This window comes from Bacillus sp. HNG, assembly GCF_003400205.1.
Classification (GTDB): domain Bacteria; phylum Bacillota; class Bacilli; order Bacillales; family Bacillaceae_L; genus Ferdinandcohnia.
Window position 1 is genome coordinate 88,867 of record NZ_QUQV01000004.1, and the last position, 19,264, is coordinate 108,130.

The 19,264-nt window shown below is 41.0% G+C and carries 17 protein-coding genes; 15 read left to right on the forward strand and 2 right to left on the reverse strand.

The features are described from left to right. The first annotated feature begins 75 nt into the window (after positions 1-75). Positions 76-255: a XapX domain-containing protein gene (locus DZB84_RS09220; protein ID WP_116351965.1), complete on the forward strand. Its 180-nt coding sequence runs from the start codon at positions 76-78 to the stop codon at positions 253-255. A gap of 139 nt (positions 256-394) precedes the next feature. Here DZB84_RS09220 and cls read toward each other — a convergent pair whose 3' ends face one another. Further along, complete coding sequence (gene cls, locus DZB84_RS09225; protein WP_116351966.1) at positions 395-1,600, reverse strand: cardiolipin synthase; 1,206 nt, start codon at positions 1,598-1,600, stop codon at positions 395-397. Between the two features lie 291 nt (positions 1,601-1,891). Between cls and DZB84_RS09230 the strand changes: the two genes are divergently transcribed. The 12 genes from DZB84_RS09230 to DZB84_RS09285 all read left to right on the forward strand — a co-directional run bounded on the left by DZB84_RS09230 (position 1,892) and on the right by DZB84_RS09285 (position 16,630). Then, a complete protein-coding gene (locus DZB84_RS09230; protein WP_116351967.1) occupies positions 1,892-4,012 on the forward strand; it encodes a (Fe-S)-binding protein in 2,121 nt (706 codons plus the stop codon). A gap of 207 nt (positions 4,013-4,219) precedes the next feature. Next, entirely contained in the window at positions 4,220-5,398 is a 1,179-nt protein-coding gene (locus DZB84_RS09235) for an acetyl-CoA C-acetyltransferase (protein WP_116351968.1), read from the forward strand. Between the two features lie 20 nt (positions 5,399-5,418). Beyond that, the gene (locus DZB84_RS09240) at positions 5,419-6,273 is read left to right on the forward strand and encodes a 3-hydroxybutyryl-CoA dehydrogenase (RefSeq protein WP_116351969.1); all 855 of its coding nucleotides are present in this window, start codon (positions 5,419-5,421) and stop codon (positions 6,271-6,273) included. Between the two features lie 69 nt (positions 6,274-6,342). Further along, positions 6,343-7,476: an acyl-CoA dehydrogenase gene (locus DZB84_RS09245; RefSeq protein ID WP_116351970.1), complete on the forward strand. Its 1,134-nt coding sequence runs from the start codon at positions 6,343-6,345 to the stop codon at positions 7,474-7,476. Positions 7,477-7,666: 190 nt separating this feature from the next. Next, the gene (locus DZB84_RS09250) at positions 7,667-8,806 is read left to right on the forward strand and encodes an acyl-CoA dehydrogenase (protein WP_116351971.1); all 1,140 of its coding nucleotides are present in this window, start codon (positions 7,667-7,669) and stop codon (positions 8,804-8,806) included. 55 nt (positions 8,807-8,861) lie between these two features. Then, positions 8,862-9,482 (forward strand): TetR/AcrR family transcriptional regulator, encoded by a 621-nt coding sequence (locus tag DZB84_RS09255; protein WP_116351972.1) that lies wholly within the window; start codon positions 8,862-8,864, stop codon positions 9,480-9,482. Positions 9,483-9,503: 21 nt separating this feature from the next. Then, on the forward strand, positions 9,504-12,764 hold the full coding sequence (icmF, locus tag DZB84_RS09260; protein WP_116351973.1) for a fused isobutyryl-CoA mutase/GTPase IcmF: 3,261 nt from the start codon (positions 9,504-9,506) through the stop codon (positions 12,762-12,764). A 196-nt stretch (positions 12,765-12,960) separates the two neighbouring features. After that, positions 12,961-13,530 carry a DNA-directed RNA polymerase subunit delta gene (gene rpoE, locus DZB84_RS09265; RefSeq protein ID WP_116351974.1) on the forward strand — a complete coding sequence of 190 codons (570 nt, stop codon included), beginning with the start codon at positions 12,961-12,963 and terminating at the stop codon, positions 13,528-13,530. 283 nt (positions 13,531-13,813) lie between these two features. Next, positions 13,814-15,421: a CTP synthase gene (gene pyrG / locus DZB84_RS09270; RefSeq protein WP_116351975.1), complete on the forward strand. Its 1,608-nt coding sequence runs from the start codon at positions 13,814-13,816 to the stop codon at positions 15,419-15,421. Positions 15,422-15,576: 155 nt separating this feature from the next. After that, positions 15,577-15,777, forward strand: a complete 201-nt coding sequence (locus tag DZB84_RS09275; protein WP_116351976.1) for a helix-turn-helix transcriptional regulator — start codon at positions 15,577-15,579, stop codon at positions 15,775-15,777. Between the two features lie 3 nt (positions 15,778-15,780). After that, a complete protein-coding gene (locus tag DZB84_RS09280; protein WP_116351977.1) occupies positions 15,781-16,308 on the forward strand; it encodes a hypothetical protein in 528 nt (175 codons plus the stop codon). Further along, a complete protein-coding gene (locus DZB84_RS09285; RefSeq protein ID WP_116351978.1) occupies positions 16,301-16,630 on the forward strand; it encodes a hypothetical protein in 330 nt (109 codons plus the stop codon). Before DZB84_RS09280 ends, DZB84_RS09285 begins: the two co-directional genes overlap by 8 nt. A 41-nt stretch (positions 16,631-16,671) precedes the next feature. On the opposite strand, the gene DZB84_RS09290 is transcribed toward DZB84_RS09285, so the two are convergent. Then, entirely contained in the window at positions 16,672-17,205 is a 534-nt protein-coding gene (locus tag DZB84_RS09290; protein ID WP_116351979.1) for a DUF2529 domain-containing protein, read from the reverse strand. 283 nt (positions 17,206-17,488) lie between these two features. On the opposite strand from DZB84_RS09290, the gene DZB84_RS09295 reads away from it, so the two are divergent. Together DZB84_RS09295 and DZB84_RS09300 are read left to right on the forward strand one after the other, a co-directional pair. Continuing rightward, positions 17,489-17,860 carry a response regulator gene (locus tag DZB84_RS09295; protein ID WP_116351980.1) on the forward strand — a complete coding sequence of 124 codons (372 nt, stop codon included), beginning with the start codon at positions 17,489-17,491 and terminating at the stop codon, positions 17,858-17,860. A 340-nt stretch (positions 17,861-18,200) separates the two neighbouring features. After that, complete coding sequence (locus tag DZB84_RS09300) at positions 18,201-19,058, forward strand: class II fructose-bisphosphate aldolase (protein ID WP_116351981.1); 858 nt, start codon at positions 18,201-18,203, stop codon at positions 19,056-19,058. The last annotated feature ends 206 nt before the right edge of the window (positions 19,059-19,264 follow it).

Sequence of the window (19,264 nt, forward strand, 5' to 3'; positions counted from 1 at the left end):
TTTGCCTGAGGCCCCTACTTTGAGTAGAGGGCCTTTTTGCTGGGAATAATGAGGGAAAAGGGGAGGATTCCATTCATGAAGGAAGTTATCTTGGCACTTGTTTCAGGTCTAATTGTCGGTTTTTTATTTGCTTTATTAAAACTCCCGATTCCAGCACCACCGGCGCTTGCAGGGGTTACTGGAATTATCGGGATTTATTTAGGATTTAAATTATTTCAATGGATAGCGCCGCTTTTTCAATTTGGACCAAAATGAAAGGCACCCGTGCTTCGGGTGCCTAATTTCGGTTTAGTGGTGGTATTCTTCGGATAATGGCAGTAAATCCGGAATAGTGGCAGTATTTTTCTGACAGTGGCAGTAAATCTAAAATAGTGGCAGTATCCCGCGCTATCCATTACAAAAAGTGCGAAATCCAGGTCGCAATTTTAATTTTGAACTTTTTCTCTGCTTTCAGCTCATTAATTCGGTCACGTGTAAGCTTATTTGATGTTGTAAAGTCCTCTTCCACAACCTTTTTAATTTCTTGAATGACTGCTTTGTCGTGTATATAACAATTGATTTCATAATTCGAATAAAGACTTCGTTTATCAAAATTGGCGGTGCCGATGTCACATAGCTTGTCGTCGATACAAATCACCTTTGCGTGGTAAAAACCTCTTGTATACATATTGAACTGAATGCCGATCTTTGATAGTTCGTCTAAATATGGAATGGCAGCTTCTTTTACAAAAGGATGGTCCGGTTTTTTTGGCAAAAGTACCCGAATCTTCACATTACGTTTCGTAGCGGCAATCAATTCCTGCTTGAGTTGATCGCTCAGTACAAAGTAGGGAGATCCAATAATAATTTCTTTTTCAGCCTGCTTAATCATACCGACATAATCATCCTCAAGATATGCCCCGTTGGTTGCAATAAACCTCGTCTGGGACTTTCCTTTATGAAGCGGTGGAAAATATGCGTTGCGGTTTTGGACGGTTTCTTTTGTTGCATGATACCAATCCTCCAAAAACTGTGTCTGCAGGTCTGCGACTCCTTCACCGGTTACCCTCAAGTGGTAATCGCGCCAAAACCCAAATTTCGGGTCCTCACCGAGATACTCCTTTCCGATATTGAAGCCGCCAATATATCCCGTTTTTCCATCAATGACGGTAATCTTCCGGTGGTTACGTTCATTAAGTTTATAAAATAAATAGGGAAAGTTTGGTTTGTTGCTATAGGCAAATGAAACGCCTGAGCGGGTCAGGTCTTTTTCCATTTCCTTCGTGACACTGTGTGCACCAACCCAATCAAGAAGTAAACGTACCTCGACACCTTGCTCCGCTTTTTTCTTTAAAAGGGAAACAAAATCCTTGCTGATGTCATCGTCCTTCAAAATATAAAACTCGACATGGATATGTTCGGTCGCATGTTGAATGTCTGTAAAAAGGTCTGAAAAGAGTGTTTCCCCTGTGGCATAAAGGGATATATCACTGTTACGCAATGGGTACTCATCGTCCACTTGTTTTTTTAAGTGACTTTTTCTTCCGAGACTGTAATCAAGGCGGAGTAACAGTAATAGAATGATGATAATAAGGACGATCCAGAAGATAGTTCGCAACAAAATTACCCCTCCTATCGTGTCGTCCACTTAGTTTATACGAAAATTAGAATGATTATTTGAGATTTCAAAAGAAAAATATTGACTGAATGCTCATTCATTATATAATGGAGGTATGAACTATATAGTCAGAAAATAAATTTCATTCAGGCAATAGTGCCTGAATGAAATTTAGCCCCGGCGGATGCCACAGATTTTTCAGATGAAATTATCGAGAAACCTCGATAAAAATCTTGGCGCAATTCGCCCCGGCGAATTGATTTCTATTAAAAATGTTAAGAAAGGAGCTTAAACATGGATATCCTCTTAGTTATAAACCTTCTTGCGTTTCTAGCTGTAACCGCTTACGCAATTTATTTATTTGTCTTTCTTATTAAAACAAGAATTGCTTATATCAAGCTTGGCAAAAAAGTCGAATTTGATGGGAAAGTAAAGGAGCGCCTTGAACGGATTTGGGTTAATGTGTTCGGTCAGAAGAAACTTTTAAAGGATAAAAAAAGTGGAGCCATCCACGTTATGTTTTTCTATGGGTTTATTCTTGTCCAATTTGGGGCGATTGATTTTATTTGGAAGGGCCTAAAGCCAGGATCCCATCTTCCGTTGGGACCATTGTACTCAGGCTTTACATTTTTTCAAGAGATCGTCACATTTATGATTTTAGTTGCTGTCGTATGGGCATTCCATCGCCGTTACGTGGAAAAGCTCGTACGTCTAAAAAGAGGCTTTAAATCAGGACTTGTTCTGTTATTTATCGGTGGCTTGATGCTGTCCGTTTTACTTGGAAATGGGGCAGGCATCGTTTGGCATGGTCATGATCCATCATGGACTGAGCCAATTGCATCTCTAATTTCGCTTGCTTTGGGTGGTCTTAATGAAACAGCTGCGATCGTCGTTTTCTATATCGCTTGGTGGATTCACTTACTCTTCCTGTTAAGTTTCCTTGTTTATGTGCCGCAATCCAAGCACGCCCACTTAATTGCAGGACCTGCGAATGTGTATTTAAGCAGACTAACAAGCCCAGGGAAGCTTGAAAAAATTGATTTTGAAGATGAAACACAAGAAACCTTTGGTGTTGGAAAAATTGAAGACTTTAAGCAAACACAATTAGTTGACCTGTATGCATGTGTTGAATGTGGCCGCTGTACAAATATGTGCCCGGCGACAGGCACTGGAAAAATGCTGTCCCCAATGGATTTGATTGTGAAACTACGTGATCACCTAACGGAAACGGGTGCAGTCGTGACTTCACGTGTCCCATGGGTACCAGCAGTTGCTTTCAATCATACAAAGGGGAATCAGCTAGCACTAGCTTCCGCTAGCCAAGGGGCAAATGAAACAGCTGCAACAGCTGAATTAGCATACAGCCCAAGCTTAATTGGGGATGTCATCACAGAGGAAGAAATTTGGGCATGTACAACTTGCCGAAACTGTGAAGACCAATGTCCAGTCATGAACGAGCATGTCGATAAGATCATTGATTTACGTCGTTACTTGGTTCTTACAGATGGAAAAATGGATGCGGATGCTCAGCGTGCGATGACGAACATTGAACGTCAAGGAAATCCATGGGGTCTTAACCGTAAGGAAAAGGAAAACTGGCGTGAAGTACGTGAAGATGTCCATGTTCCAACTGTTAAAGAAATGAAAAAGGCAGGCGAAGAGTTTGAATACCTGTTCTGGGTTGGTTCCATGGGTGCATTTGATAACCGAAGCCAAAAAATCGCGCTCTCTTTTGCAAAATTGATGAATGAAGCAGGCGTGAAGTTTGCGATTTTAGGAAACAAGGAGAAAAACTCTGGTGATACTCCACGTCGACTTGGAAATGAATTTTTATTCCAAGAGCTTGCGACAAACAATATTGCGGAATTTGAAAAGGCAGAAGTGAAAAAGATTGTGACAATCGACCCGCATGCCTACAACATTTTCAAAAATGAGTACCCAGACATGGGGCTTGAGGGTGTTGAGGTCTTCCACCATACAGAGCTCTTATATGACCTTGTAAAAGAAGGCAGATTGGTTCCTAAGCATGAAGTAAACGAAGTCATCACTTGGCATGATTCCTGTTATTTAGGACGTTACAATGACGTGTATGATCCACCTCGTGAAATTTTAAAACAAATTCCAGGTGTCAAACTCGTTGAAATGGAACGTAACCGTGAAAAAGGGATGTGCTGCGGAGCTGGTGGCGGTCTAATGTGGATGGAAGAGGATACAGGAACACGTATAAACGTAGCAAGAACAGAGCAGGCGCTTGCTGTTAGCCCAACAACCATTGGTTCCGGTTGTCCTTACTGCTTAACCATGCTGAGCGATGGTACGAAGGCGAAGGAAGTTGAAGAGCAAATTGGCACATATGATATTGCTGAAATACTTGAAAGATCAGTTATTGGAGAACAAAGAGAAATTGCATCTTAATGGAAAAAGATGATTTATCTTCCATTCTTAATGTTGTAAAATAGAATTATAGGAAACTTCCAAAGAATTTTTAATAGTATAGGAGAAACGAGAGAGGTGTACATTCGTACGCCTCCCTCTTTCCGAATAATCCGAGCGAGCGTTCAGTCGAAAAATGTAAGCGGTTTCTGATTTGTGTATATGAATAAGAATTTAGGAGGTTGGAGCATGGGAAAAACAGTGATTGTCAGCGGTGTTCGTACTCCATTTGGAAAATTAGGAGGAAGTCTAAGTTCGTTAACAGCATCTGAGCTTGGTGGAATTGCCATTAAGGAAGCGCTGCTGAGAGCAGGTATCGAAGGCGAAAATGTGGATGAAGTGATCTTTGGAACGGTTTTACAAGGTGGTCAAGGCCAAATTCCTTCCCGTCAGGCAGCACGAAACGCAGGAATTCCTTGGGAAGTAAAAACAGAAACCATAAATAAAGTGTGTGCATCAGGACTTCGCAGTGTCACACTCGCTGACCAAATCATTCGTGTTGGTGACGAAGATGTAATTGTGGCAGGGGGCATGGAATCCATGAGTAATGCGCCATACTTTTTACCGAAAGCACGCTTCGGACTTCGAATGGGAGATGCAAGCTTAAAGGACTTAATGGTTCATGATGGCTTAACATGCAGTTTCCAAGGTGTTCACATGGGTACCTATGGAAATGAGGTAGCATCAGAGCTCCACATATCACGCGAGGAACAGGACGAGTGGGCACTTCGTAGTCACCAGCGTGCGGTTGCAGCGATAGAGTCAGGTAAGTTTGCTGATGAAATTGTAGCAGTAGAAGTAAAGGGGCGCAAAGGTACAGTTACACTAATTGACACAGATGAGGCACCTCGTGCAGAAACCACACTTGAAAAATTAGCAAAGCTAAAGTCTGTGTTTAATGCAGACGGCACAATCACAGCTGGAAATGCTCCTGGCGTGAATGATGGTGCAGCTGCCCTTGTTCTGATGAGTGAGGAGCGGGCAAAGCAAGAAGGAAAAGAGCCTCTTGCAACGATACTTGCCCATACTGCAATCTCCGTAGAAGCAAAAGATTTTCCAAAGACGCCGGGACTCGTCATCAATGAACTACTAAAGAAAACAGGAAAATCCGTTGATGAAATTGATTTGTTTGAAATCAATGAAGCCTTTGCTGCAGTAGCGTTAACTAGTGGAAGAATTGCCAATCTTGATCCTGAAAAAGTGAACGTTAACGGAGGAGCAGTAGCGCTTGGTCACCCAATCGGGGCAAGTGGAGCAAGAATTATTATTACACTAATCCATGAATTAAAACGTCGTGGCGGTGGCATCGGAATTGCAGCCATCTGCAGTGGTGGTGGCCAGGGCGACGCGATTATGGTTCACGTATAAAAACACGGGAGGTATATTAGATGAATGTACAAAAGGTAATGGTTATTGGTGCTGGGCAAATGGGATCAGGGATTGCACAGGTTTGTGCAATGGCAGGCTATGACGTGAAGCTCCACGATTTAAAGCAGGAGTACCTAGATCGTGGCTTTTCGACGATAACAAAAAATCTTACCCGGCAAGTGGATAAAGGTCGAATGAATGAAGAAGACAAGGCTGCAACATTAGGAAGACTCACCCCTTCTCTTGACTTACAAAATGCATCTGATGTTGACCTAATCATCGAGGCAGCCGTAGAAAATATGGACATCAAAACAAAGCTTTTCTCACAACTAGATGAAATTGCACCTCAGAACGCTATTTTAGCAACAAATACTTCCTCACTTCCGATTACAGAAATTGCGGCGGCAACAAAACGTCCTGAAAAAGTAATCGGCATGCATTTTATGAATCCAGTTCCAGTTATGAAATTAGTTGAGATTATCCGCGGCTTAGCAACAACTGATGAGGTATATCAAGTCATTGAAGACATGACAAAAACGTTAAACAAGGTTCCAGTTGAAGTGAATGACTTTCCGGGATTTGTGTCAAACCGCATTTTAATGCCAATGATTAACGAAGCGATTTATACCCTTTATGAAGGTGTCGCCACAAAAGAAGCAATTGACGAAGTCATGAAGCTTGGAATGAACCATCCGATGGGCCCATTAACTTTAGCTGATTTTATCGGACTTGATACTTGTCTATATATTATGGAGACCCTCCACGAAGGCTTTGGTGATGACAAATATAGACCATGTCCATTGCTTCGCAAATACGTTAAAGCTGGTTGGTTAGGTAAAAAATCGGGTCGAGGTTTCTACACATATGAAGGATAGGGGTGAATTTGAGTGACAACTCTTACAAACAACCCACATCATCAAGATCCCACACTGGAGGGAAGCAGCATGAATTTTCATTTTACAGATGAACAAGCAATGATGCGAAAAATGGTCCGTGATTTTGCTAAAGAAGAAATCACACCATTTATAGAATGCATGGAAAATGGAGACTTTCCACGAGAAATTCTTTCTAAAATGGGGTCTCTTGGACTAATGGGAATTACAACCCCTGAAAAATACGGCGGCGCCGGGATGGATTTTGCATCCTACATTATTGCGATCAATGAACTATCTAAGGTGAGCGCGACAATCGGGGTTATATTGTCCGTCCATACCTCAGTTGGTACGCACCCGATTTTATATTTCGGAACAGAGGAGCAAAAGCAGAAATACATTCCAAAACTCGCAAGTGGAGAGTATCTTGGGGCTTTTTGTCTCACCGAACCGAGCGCTGGCTCAGATGCAGCCGGCTTAAAAACAAGGGCAGTGAAGCAGGATGACCATTATGTGTTGAATGGTTCAAAGATGTTCGTCACAAATGGTGGGGAAGCAGATGTATATATTGTGTTTGCTCGCACAAACCCTGCCGAAACTGGTAGCAAGGGAATCACAGCATTTATTGTTGAAAAAAATACCCCTGGCCTTGTGTTCGGGAAGGATGAACATAAAATGGGGCTCAATGGTTCTCGGACCCTACAAATTACATTAGAGGATGTAAGGGTGCCAGTAGAAAATGTTCTAGGTGTTGAAGGTGAGGGCTTTAAGGTAGCAATGGCGAATCTAAGTATTGGTCGAATCGGCATCGCAGCTCAGGCTCTAGGAATTGCGGAGGCAGCCTTAGAACACGCCGTGGAATATTCGAAGAATCGTTATCAATTTGGCAAACCAATTGCCTCTTTACAGGGTGTCGGCTTTAAGCTGGCGGATATGGCGACGGCAGTGGAAGCTGCAAGACTACTTGTCTATCGTGCAGCATTTTTACAGGAGCAAGGGATGCCATGTGCTAAAGAATCCTCGATGGCGAAGCTGTTTGCATCTAAAACAGCGATGGAAGTTACTACAGAGGCGATTCAGGTCTATGGCGGCTATGGCTATACGAAGGATTATCCAGTTGAGCGATTCTTCCGAGATGCAAAAATAACAGAGATTTATGAGGGCACCAGCGAGATTCAAAGAATTGTGATTAGTAAGCATTTGTGACGGGTTATGTACGAGAAGGCTGTGAGTTTTGGCGCAAAAATCCAGTTAGGATGCAAATATGAGGGGTTTGACGCAAATATTACGAATTAGACGCAAATCTGGCGGATTTCGACGCAAAAGCCCGTCCCAAAAACGCAAATCTAGCTACAAACAAGCAAACTAACATTCTATGAAAGTGGAGGTACCAGCTATGTACTTTAAATTATCAGAAGAGCATGAAATGATTCGGAAAATGGTTCGTGATTTTGCTAAAAATGAGGTGGCACCAACTGCGGCAGAGCGCGATGAAGAGGAGCGCTTTGATCGTGAAATTTTCGATAAAATGGCAGAGCTTGGCTTAACAGGGATTCCGTGGCCAGAGGAATATGGTGGCATTGGCAGTGACTATTTAGCATATTGTATCGCTGTCGAGGAACTTTCAAGAGTTTGTGCATCAACAGGTGTCACTCTTTCTGCCCATACATCACTTGCAGGCTGGCCTATTTACAAGTTTGGTAGTGAGGAGCAAAAGCAAAAATATTTACGACCAATGGCACAAGGTGAAAAAATGGGCGCTTATGGTTTAACAGAGCCTGGCTCAGGCTCAGATGCAGGTGGAATGAGAACAACTGCGAGATTAGAAGGCGATCATTATGTGTTAAATGGTTCTAAAATCTTCATCACTAACGGTGGGATTGCTGACATCTATGTTGTATTTGCGCTGACAGACCCATCCTCAAAGCATAAAGGAACGAGTGCCTTTATTATCGAGAGCGACTTCCCTGGCTTCTCTGTTGGGAAAAAAGAAAAGAAGATGGGAATTCGTTCATCACCGACAACTGAAATTATGTTTGAAGAATGCCGTGTACCTAAGGAAAATCTACTTGGCGAAGAGGGAGAAGGCTTTAAAATTGCGATGATGACGCTTGACGGTGGTCGAAACGGAATTGCCGCACAAGCGGTAGGGATTGCTCAGGGAGCACTTGATGCAGCAACAGAGTATGCGAAGGAACGTGTTCAGTTCGGCAAACCAATTGCTGCTCAACAAGGGGTTGGTTTTAAGCTTGCGGATATGGCAACTAGTGTTGAGGCAGCACGTCTCTTAACCTATCAAGCGGCATGGCTGGAATCAGAAGGGCTTCCATATGGTAAGGAATCCGCAATGTCGAAATTATTTGCTGGAGACACTGCCATGAAGGTCACAACAGACGCAGTCCAAATCTTTGGTGGCTATGGGTATACAAAGGATTATCCGGTGGAGCGTTATATGCGTGATGCAAAAATCACCCAAATTTACGAAGGTACTCAAGAAATTCAACGCCTAGTAATCTCTAGAATGTTAACAAAATAGTGGGACGCGGGGACAGGTCCCGTGTAGCAGAAAAAGTAGAGCAGGGGGTGGAAAAATGCGTAGGAATGATGTGCCGGCCTCGGTAAAGGATGAACGGCTTATTAAGAAACGGCGAGACCAGATGATTAAAGGAGCAGTGACGCTTTTTAAGGAAAAAGGGTTTCATCGCTCCACAACACGAGAGATTGCAAAAGCTGCCGGTTTTAGCATCGGTACGCTGTATGAATATATTCGAAAAAAAGAGGATGTTCTCTATTTGGTTGTAGATAGTATCTATGACCAGGTTCAAGAACGACTCCAGCAAGCGATTAACACGAAGGAAGGTAGTATCGAAAGCTTGAAACTGGCGATTCGTAATTACTTCCTCGTCATGGATGAAATGCAAGATGAGGTTCTTGTCCTCTATCAGGAGGCCAAGTCTCTTTCGAAGGACGCGCTGCCATATGTGCTAAACAAGGAAGTCGAAATGGTCGGCATGTTTGAAAAAGCAATTGAGGACTGTATTGCAAAAGGGGAACTTCAATTGCCAAAGAAGCAGGTCGAGCTTGTAGCCCATAATATTTTCGTGCTTGGTCAGATGTGGGGCTTTCGCCGCTGGGCAATGCGCAAGCTTTTTACACTTGAAGAATACATTGAAATGCAAACAGAGCTTTTATTAAAGGGGATTGAAAAATAAAAGGGTTTGGGGGAGAAGCAAATGAGTACGGTAGAAGTATATCGTCCCAAGCATCATGTGCGGTTTGTGACGGCTTCAAGTTTGTTTGATGGGCATGATGCTTCGATTAATATTATGCGCCGCATCCTGCAGGCAAGCGGAGCCGAGGTCATTCACCTTGGGCATAACCGTTCAGTGGAGGAAGTGGTCAATGCAGCCATCCAGGAGGATGCACAGGGCATTGCGATTTCCTCCTATCAAGGTGGTCATGTGGAATATTTTAAATACATGTATGATCTTCTTAAGGAGCGGGGAGCCTCTCATATCCGCATTTATGGCGGTGGTGGCGGTGTTATCATTCCTCGTGAAATCAAGGAGCTTCATGAATACGGAATTGCCGGTATTTTTTCACCTGAGGACGGCCGTGTGATGGGACTTCAAGGGATGATCAACAAAATGTTACAAGAATGCGATTATCCAACAAGTACGGAGCTAACAGATGAGCTTGAGTTACTTCAAACAGGGGATTACAAAACAATTGCAAAGCTGATTACGATTGCTGAAAATCACATTGGAAACACAGCCGAGACAGCGGCAGCCGCAGAAACCATCATTCAAAAAATAAAAGACCTAGAGAAAAAGGTCCCTGTTGTGGGGATTACAGGCACAGGGGGAGCTGGAAAAAGCTCACTCACGGACGAATTAATTCGTCGTTTTATTAATGAAATGGAGGATAAAAAGGTAGCAATCCTGTCCGTTGACCCAACAAAACAAAAAACGGGTGGAGCCTTACTTGGTGACCGAATCCGGATGAATGCGATTTTTAACCCAAGAGTGTATATGCGAAGCCTTGCAACCCGGGGATCAAAAACAGAGTTATCCCTAGCGATCAAGGACGCCATCGCAGTTGTAAAAGCAGCAGGCTTTGACTTAATCATCGTTGAAACGAGTGGAATTGGGCAAGGGGACGCTGAGATTACTGAGGTCTGTGACATCTCGATGTATGTCATGACAAGTGAATTCGGTGCACCTTCACAGCTTGAAAAAATCGACATGATTGACTATGCCGACCTCATTGTTATTAATAAATTCGAGCGCAAGGGATCAGAGGATGCGAAGCGTCAGGTGCAAAAACAGTACCAGCGAAGCCACCTTTTATTTGAAAAAGACTATGAAGAGATGCCGGTGTTCGGAACGATTGCAAGTCAATTCAATGATCCGGGAACGAACGCCCTTTTTGCGAATTTAGTTGCTACGATTAACGAAAAAATGGTTACGGGTTGGAAAACGTCCTTTGAAAAAACAGCAGATGTTCAAAAACAAAATGTGATTATCCCTAATGATCGTCGTTATTATTTACGTGAGATTTCAGATACGGTTCGAAATTATCATAAAAAAGCAGCTGAGCAGGTCGAAATTGCGCGTAAGCTATTCCAAATTAGCGGCACCATTGAAAGTGTGAAGGAGCTTGGAAACACAGAAGTTGTTACAACCCTTGAAAACTTAAAAGCTCAATATGAAGCAAAGCTTTCGGATGAATCGAAAAAGATCCTGGCAAACTGGGAAGCTACTAAGGAAACCTACAAGGGCGACAAGTTCATTACGAAAATCCGCGATCGAGAAATTATTACGATTCTCAAGACAAAGAGCCTTTCTGGTTTATCGATTCCTAAAATTTCTCTACCGGGCTTTAAGGACTTTGGGGAAATTTTACGGTGGGTATATAAAGAAAATGTGCCTGGGGCATTTCCCTATACGGCTGGGGTGTTTCCGTTCAAGCGTGAAGGGGAAGATCCGAAGCGTCAGTTTGCTGGTGAAGGGACTCCTGAACGAACCAACCGCCGTTTCCACTATTTATCCAAGGATGATGATGCGAAACGGTTAAGTACGGCATTTGACTCTGTCACCTTGTATGGAGAGGATCCTGCATATCGCCCTGATATTTATGGGAAGGTTGGCGAAAGTGGTGTCAACGTTTGTACGCTTGATGATATGAAAAAGCTGTATAGAGGCTTTGACCTATGTGCACCTTCAACATCCGTTTCAATGACAATCAATGGCCCAGCGCCGATTATTCTGGCGATGTTTATGAATACAGCGATTCACCAGCAGGTGGAAAGACGAGAGCAAGAACTTGGTCGCATGTTAACAGTGGACGAATTCCAAGAGGTCCGCGCAAAAACTTTACAAACAGTTCGTGGAACCGTTCAGGCCGATATTTTGAAGGAAGACCAGGGTCAAAATACTTGTATTTTTTCAACGGAATTTGCCCTTAGAATGATGGGGGATATTCAAGAGTATTTCATTGAAAACAAAGTGCGTAACTATTATTCCGTTTCAATTTCGGGCTACCATATCGCTGAAGCGGGTGCGAATCCCATTTCTCAGCTTGCTTTTACATTATCAAACGGGTTTACGTATGTGGAATACTACCTCAGCCGTGGCATGAAGATTGATGATTTTGCGCCAAACCTGTCCTTCTTCTTTAGTAACGGTTTGGACCCGGAGTATACGGTCATTGGCCGCGTCGCACGCCGCATTTGGGCAACTGTTATGAGAGAGAAGTATGGGGCAAATGAGCGCAGTCAAAAATTGAAGTACCATGTGCAAACATCAGGTCGCTCCTTGCATGCTCAAGAAATTGATTTTAATGATATCCGTACGACCTTACAAGCGCTTATGGCACTCCATGATAACTGTAATTCCCTCCATACGAACGCGTATGATGAGGCGATCACCACACCGACTGAAGAATCTGTCAGACGGGCAATGGCGATTCAAATGATTATTACGAAAGAGCATGGCTTAACGAAAAATGAAAATCCGTTACAAGGATCCTTCATCATTGAGGAGTTAACGGATTTAGTTGAGGAAGCAGTGCTACAGGAATTCGACCGACTGAATGACCGTGGCGGAGTTCTTGGTGCGATGGAAACTCAGTATCAGCGCGGAAAAATTCAAGATGAGTCGATGTATTATGAAATGAAAAAGCATACGGGAGAGCTTCCGATAATTGGGGTAAACACATACCTTAACCCAAATCCACCGACAGAAGAGGAATTAAACAATATTGAGCTTGCTCGCGCAACAAAGGAAGAAAAAGAACTTCAGATTAAAAATTTAAAAGAATTTCAGGACCGAAATAAGGATAAAGTAGAAGAAGCATTGAAGAAATTAAAACAGGTTGCAGTTAATAATGGAAATATTTTTGCGGAATTAATGGAAACGGTCCAGGTTGCAAGTCTTGGACAAATCACACAGGCCCTTTATGAAGTGGGCGGACAATACCGTAGAAATATGTAGAAAAAGATCGAGGCTGGGTCAAAATAGGTTGACTCAGCCTTAAAAAATGTATTGACTGGCATAAAGTGGTTGATTTTGTTTATAATGAATGATATGTATTTTACAGAACTTATTTTTATTGTAGTTCATGGTTAAACATTATACTCTAGTTTTTTACCAAGGTTTGTAGTTACATACATAGAAAGGGAGTGCCTTGATGAGTCTAGATCAATACTCACCAGAGCAAATAAAAGAAATGTCAATGCTTGAAGTAGCGTATGAGATTTTCTTAGGGAGAAAAGATGCAATCGCATTTAACGAGCTAGTTGACGAAGTAGCAAAAGTATTAGAGCTTTCCGAAGAAGAGCTTCGCGCAAGAATTTCTCAGTTTTATACAGATATTAATATCGATGGTCGTTTTATTACATTAGGTGATAACCGTTGGGGACTTCGTACATGGTATCCGTATGAGCAAATCGATGAAGAGGTTACTCATACTGAAAAGCCGAAGAAGAAGAAAAAGGGCAAGAAGAAGAAGGATGAAGATGACGATCTTATCGACTTCGATGACCTTGATGAAGATGATCTTGATTTCGATGAAGATTATGATGAAGAAGACGAAGATCTAGTAGACATCGACGACGAAGAGGAAGAGGAAGAGGAAGACTTCGATGACATTGACGATGAGGAAGACGAAGATTTCGATGATGAGGAAGAACTTCTCGATGATGAAGAATATGAATTAGATGAAGAAGATGAAGAACTAGAGGAAGAGGACGAAGACTAACGTCTAGAGTGATCATTGGTAACTAAATTCCACTTAAACTTCATATTGACTTTTCAATCTTAACTCGGTAGAATACTTTTTGGGCTCTAAAAAAAGAGTATCTACGAAACCATATTACAAGTTTCGCTCCCTTACTTATTGTAAGAGGAGCTTTTTTATTTTTATAAGGTAAAAAGGTACGTAAGTGAAAAGACATACCCCCGCATTAAGAAAGATTCCTTTATACAATTTCATAAATTTGAGCAAACTTTAACTAATTACATGATTGGGGGAAAAAAGAAAGATGACAAAATATATTTTTGTAACAGGTGGGGTTGTATCGTCCCTTGGAAAGGGGATTGTTGCCGCATCTTTAGGCCGTTTATTGAAAAACCGAGGATTGAATGTTACGATTCAAAAATTCGATCCATACATTAACGTGGACCCAGGAACAATGAGTCCATACCAGCATGGTGAAGTGTTCGTTACCGATGACGGCGCTGAAACAGACCTTGATTTAGGACACTATGAGCGTTTTATCGACATTAACCTAAACAAATATAGCAACGTAACGACAGGTAAAATCTATTCAACTGTCTTAAAGAAAGAACGTCGTGGTGATTATTTAGGTGCAACCGTTCAAGTTATTCCGCACATCACAAATGAAATCAAGGACAGAGTAATCCGTGCTGGCCATGAAACAAATGCAGATGTCGTCATAACTGAGATTGGTGGTACAGTTGGAGATATCGAGTCTCTACCTTTCCTAGAAGCTGTTCGTCAAATCAAAAGTGACGTGGGCTCCCGCAATGTAATGTATGTGCATTGTACACTTGTTCCTTACATTAAAGCTGCCGGGGAAATGAAAACAAAACCAACACAGCACAGCGTAAAAGAGCTTCGTAGCCTAGGAATTCAGCCAAACATCATTGTTCTCCGTACAGAAATGCCGATTTCAGAAGATATGAAGGATAAAATTGCGTTATTCTGTGACATTGATTCAAGAGCCGTTTTTGAGAGCCGTGATGCGGAAACTCTATATTCGATCCCGTTGTCTCTTCAAGAACAAGGCATTGATCAAATCGCATGCGAGCATCTTCAACTAGATTGCAAGGAAGCAGACATGACAGATTGGGTCCAGCTTGTTGAGAAAGTGACAAACCTTACAAAAACAACAAACATTGCGTTGGTTGGAAAATATGTAGAACTTCAGGATGCGTATCTTTCTGTAGCAGAAGCATTAAAGCATGCAGGTTATGCATTTGACTCAGATATCAATATCAACTGGGTGAATTCTGAAGAAGTCACAGATGAAAATGTAGCTGAGTTTCTTGCTGGTGCAGATGGAATTCTCGTGCCTGGTGGATTTGGTGACCGTGGCGTAGATGGCAAAATTTCGGCACTGAAATATGCTAGAGAAACAAAAACGCCATTACTAGGCATATGTCTTGGCATGCAATTAGCTTCTGTTGAGTTTGCCCGCAATGTACTTGGTTTAGAAGGAGCACATTCTGCAGAGCTTGACCCAGATACTCCACATCCAGTTATTGACTTATTACCAGAACAAAAGGATGTTGAAGATTTAGGTGGAACGCTTCGTCTTGGACTTTTCCCTTGTAAAATTGAAGAAGGGACTAAGGCATACGAGGCATATAATGATGAAGTGGTGTACGAGCGTCACCGCCACCGTTATGAATTTAACAATCATTATCGTCAAGCAATGGAAGCTGCTGGATTTGTCTTCTCAGGAACAAGCCCAGACGGACGTCTTGTGGAAATTATCGAGTTGAAAGACCACCCATGGTTCGTGGCTTCACAATTCCACCCGGAATTTAAATCACGACCAAACCGTCCACAACCATTGTTTAGAGAATTTATTCGAGCATCATTAACAAACGCAGAGAAAATGTAATAAGGGAATAGTAGAAATGGCGAGTGAAATACACACTCGCCATTTTCTTTTTTTTATAAATGGTATATCAATTGACGATAAAACAATCATGTTATATATTTATAACATAATGTGAGAAATACATAACATTTTAACAAGGAGGAGGGTGTCACTATTTGTTAAAGACAAAACTAAAGGAATTTCGTGCAAAACATAACATGAATCAACAGACATTGGCAGATAAGGTAGGCGTTAGAAGAGAAACGATTGGGCATCTCGAACGTGGAAACTACAGTCCTTCACTAAAATTAGCATGGGACATTGCACAGGTTTTTGATGTTCGGATAGAAGAGATATTCCAATATGAGGAGGAATAAGAGATGGATGAAAGAAGTCAGCAACAGATTGCAAAGGGATTGGCGATTACTTTAGGCATTGTGTACATATCTCTTTTTAGTTTCGCTATTTGGAAGTATGTGAGCACGAAGGATATATCCAGCATTACTTGGGAGTTAGTGTTCATAGTTATGATACCAGCATCCATTGTTTGGTTTGCACGTCGTGATGAAAGCTTAACAATTCCTAAAATGATTTCAGGTAATCTAATCGATACGGGATTAAGTAAAAAATCTCAATCAAAAAGAAAAAAATATTATTTTCTGGATTCATTGGGCTTTGCAATGGTTGTGTTGATTCTCACAATCATTACAAACTTCTTTATCGAAAAAGAGTGGCAACACTTTCCTTTGTTCCCTCAAATGAGTGAAGTCTCAAATATTATTGTGACTTTGTCCATTGAATTTGTAATCTCCTTAGTTGTGTTTTTTACTATTTCCTATGTATGGGAGGAGTTCAATATAAGAAGATACAACCGAAAACTGGATGAGTTGGAGGACAATCATGAATAAATTTGATGAAAAAATCATGCAAATGGCTCAGGAAAATGATGAGATATTCGAATTGCTTCAAAGTGAAATGCGCAGTAATGGTGGAAAAGTATTAAATTTTTTATTAGAGGGTTTATTTTCGTTTGACTCAGCTGTGAAACAATTGGAAAAGAGAGAGGCCTTTTATCTCGTCATGAATCATGAAAAGGCAGAACTAGTTACCTTTCAAAAAACACTAGAGCTTTCCCGTCAAGATGTAACAGGAGCTATACAATTGGCATCTGGTAAAAAAACGTTTGATTTTAATGGATATAGATATAAGCTGTTTCGAAAAATCAAATAACCACCAAAAAAACTTGCCACTAAGTAGGCAAGTTTTTCATTCTATTCAAATTCTTCGACCATTTCTTTGATTGTAAATTTTAGTCCGAAATAGGCATATAAGGCTGTCATCACGCTTGGGAAACCGAAGCGGGTTCCTAGATCATCTGGAATAAGTGGCTTCGTTAGCTTACTATCAATATGGATATCGACGACTTCATTCAGAGTCCGTTCACCCTCTGTTTTTACAATCGCGGAAATCGCAACCGTTTGAATTCCGTTAATATGAAGTTCTTCCGCGAGTTTGATCGCTTCTTTATCTGTTGAAAATCGTGTGATTAATAAAACAGAGTCAACACCCTCAACCTCATTCATTTTTTCATTCGTAAACAAAGGCTTAGCCGAAAGTAAGGGTTCAGCACCAAATAAAGCTTCTGTTTCAACCGCAGCCATTTCACCGAAGCCATGAACGAAAATAGAACCTTCGCTAATGATAGACTGAGCAAGGATTCTTGCGCCATCCTCCATATTCATTTCTTCTTGTTCCATAATCCGATTAAAATGTCCCTGAAGTTGGGTTGTAAAAATTTTTAACATACGGGTAAAATTCCTTTCTATTGTATTACTCATCTCCACTAGTATCATTATAACGTTATATGAAAAAAATAAGAAATCATGTCGATTTGTGTTGGCAAAACTTGTTTCGGTCTTGGAAATAAAAGTTTTCTGCGTAAAAAGAAGGAAATTTGTTACTTTTGGTAGAATTAAAAATGAATAACGATATAATAATATTCGAAAAAACGAACGTAATAAAGCGGTCGTAAAAATCAAAGCAATCATTCTATAATTTTTTATCTATTTTAAGGGGGGTTTAAACAGAATGTCAGAGAAAATCTTAATTGTTGATGACCAATACGGAATACGAATACTGTTAAACGAAGTTTTTCAAAAAGAAGGTTATAAGACATTCCAAGCAGCTAATGGAGTACAAGCAATCGAAATCGTTCAAAAACACTCTCCAGATTTAGTATTACTAGATATGAAAATCCCTGGTATGGACGGGATTGAAATCTTGAAAAGACTTAAAAAAATCAATAAGGACATTCGAGTCATTATTATGACAGCTTATGGTGAACTTGATATGATTCAAGAAGCTAAGGATTTGGGAGCAATTACCCATTTTGCAAAACCTTTTGACATTGATGAATTACGTGAAGCGGTTAGAGCAAATATCCCATTAAAATCCGAATAAAAATCACAAAAAATACAAAACCGCATTGTTATTAAGATGAAAACGCTTCATGATAAATTCGGGAAATAATGGTTACTTGCGAAATCAAAATCTTGTGATATGCTTAGTACTGTATTGTTGCTATTCCTTAACACAAAGGGCATTTTTGTGTGCTTTTTGACTGTTATTTTCTATCTTAAGTCTACATATTATGTTTTTGTTTCGGTCACTCTATTAGGTGATACGAAATTCTTGGAATAGGTATACAATTAACCCCGGCGTTTCTTTGCCGTGGTTCTATGTGTATAGGGACTAACCCTTATTTTACACAATAAAAACGGTACAAAAGGAGGAAATTCACATGCCTTTGGTTTCAATGAAAGAAATGCTTGAAAAAGCAAAAGCAGAAGGGTATGCAGTAGGTCAGTTTAACCTAAACAATCTAGAGTTCACACAAGCAATTTTACAAGCTGCACAAGAAGAAAATTCACCAGTTATTTTAGGTGTTTCTGAAGGTGCTGGCCGTTATATGGGTGGATTCAAAGTGGTAGTTGCAATGGTTAAAGCAATCATGGAAGAATCTAACATTACTGTTCCAGTTGCAATCCATCTTGACCATGGTTCTTCTTTCGAGAATTGTGCGAAAGCAATTCACGCTGGATTCACATCTGTTATGATTGATGCTTCTCATCATCCATTTGAAGAGAACATTGAGATTACTTCTAAGGTTGTCGAACTTGCACACTTCCACGGAGTATCTGTAGAAGCTGAGCTTGGTACTGTTGGTGGACAAGAAGATGACGTAGTAGCTGAAGGTGTTATCTATGCGGATGTAAATGAGTGCGTTGAGCTTGTTAATCGCACTGGCATTGATTGCTTAGCGCCTGCTTTAGGTTCAGTTCACGGTCCTTACAAAGGTGAACCAAACCTTGGTTTCAAAGAAATGGAAGAGATCGGAAACAAAACTGGTTTACCACTAGTGCTTCACGGTGGAACTGGTATTCCTACAAAAGACATCCAAAAGTCAATTTCTCTTGGAACAGCTAAAATCAACGTAAATACAGAAAACCAAATTGCTTCAGCGAAAGCAGTTCGTGAAACACTTGCTGCTAAGCCTGATGAGTATGATCCTCGTAAATACTTAGGACCTGCTCGCGATGCAATTCGTGAAACTGTTAAAGGCAAAATGCGTGAATTCGGTTCTTCTGGAAGAGCGTAAGAAACCTTTTTAGATTTCAGACGTCTAATTAAATAGATTGGAGATTTGTCTCCAAACCATATAGAAAAGCCGCTTATTTCCTGTTAAGTATAACGTGATTTGGAAATAGCGGTTTTCTTGCGTTATAATAAGAAAAGCGCAAGACGATTTTTTGAAAATCCTTGCCGATGAAATGGGAGTCTAGGGGTAATTACAGATCATCAACA

What these genes read in the sequence shown, in the direction of transcription:
- DZB84_RS09240 (WP_116351969.1), top strand. Translation starts at nt 5,419, where the DNA reads ATGAATGTACAAAAGGTAATGGTTATTGGTGCTGGGCAAATGGGATCA.
- DZB84_RS09285 (WP_116351978.1), top strand. Translation starts at nt 16,301, where the DNA reads ATGAATAAATTTGATGAAAAAATCATGCAAATGGCTCAGGAAAATGAT.
- DZB84_RS09300 (WP_116351981.1), top strand. Translation starts at nt 18,201, where the DNA reads ATGCCTTTGGTTTCAATGAAAGAAATGCTTGAAAAAGCAAAAGCAGAA.
- icmF (WP_116351973.1), top strand. Translation starts at nt 9,504, where the DNA reads ATGAGTACGGTAGAAGTATATCGTCCCAAGCATCATGTGCGGTTTGTG.
- DZB84_RS09250 (WP_116351971.1), top strand. Translation starts at nt 7,667, where the DNA reads ATGTACTTTAAATTATCAGAAGAGCATGAAATGATTCGGAAAATGGTT.
- DZB84_RS09290 (WP_116351979.1), bottom strand. Translation starts at nt 17,205, where the DNA reads ATGTTAAAAATTTTTACAACCCAACTTCAGGGACATTTTAATCGGATT.
- DZB84_RS09295 (WP_116351980.1), top strand. Translation starts at nt 17,489, where the DNA reads ATGTCAGAGAAAATCTTAATTGTTGATGACCAATACGGAATACGAATA.
- pyrG (WP_116351975.1), top strand. Translation starts at nt 13,814, where the DNA reads ATGACAAAATATATTTTTGTAACAGGTGGGGTTGTATCGTCCCTTGGA.
- DZB84_RS09235 (WP_116351968.1), top strand. Translation starts at nt 4,220, where the DNA reads ATGGGAAAAACAGTGATTGTCAGCGGTGTTCGTACTCCATTTGGAAAA.
- DZB84_RS09255 (WP_116351972.1), top strand. Translation starts at nt 8,862, where the DNA reads ATGCGTAGGAATGATGTGCCGGCCTCGGTAAAGGATGAACGGCTTATT.
- DZB84_RS09220 (WP_116351965.1), top strand. Translation starts at nt 76, where the DNA reads ATGAAGGAAGTTATCTTGGCACTTGTTTCAGGTCTAATTGTCGGTTTT.
- rpoE (WP_116351974.1), top strand. Translation starts at nt 12,961, where the DNA reads ATGAGTCTAGATCAATACTCACCAGAGCAAATAAAAGAAATGTCAATG.
- DZB84_RS09245 (WP_116351970.1), top strand. Translation starts at nt 6,343, where the DNA reads ATGAATTTTCATTTTACAGATGAACAAGCAATGATGCGAAAAATGGTC.
- DZB84_RS09230 (WP_116351967.1), top strand. Translation starts at nt 1,892, where the DNA reads ATGGATATCCTCTTAGTTATAAACCTTCTTGCGTTTCTAGCTGTAACC.
- DZB84_RS09280 (WP_116351977.1), top strand. Translation starts at nt 15,781, where the DNA reads ATGGATGAAAGAAGTCAGCAACAGATTGCAAAGGGATTGGCGATTACT.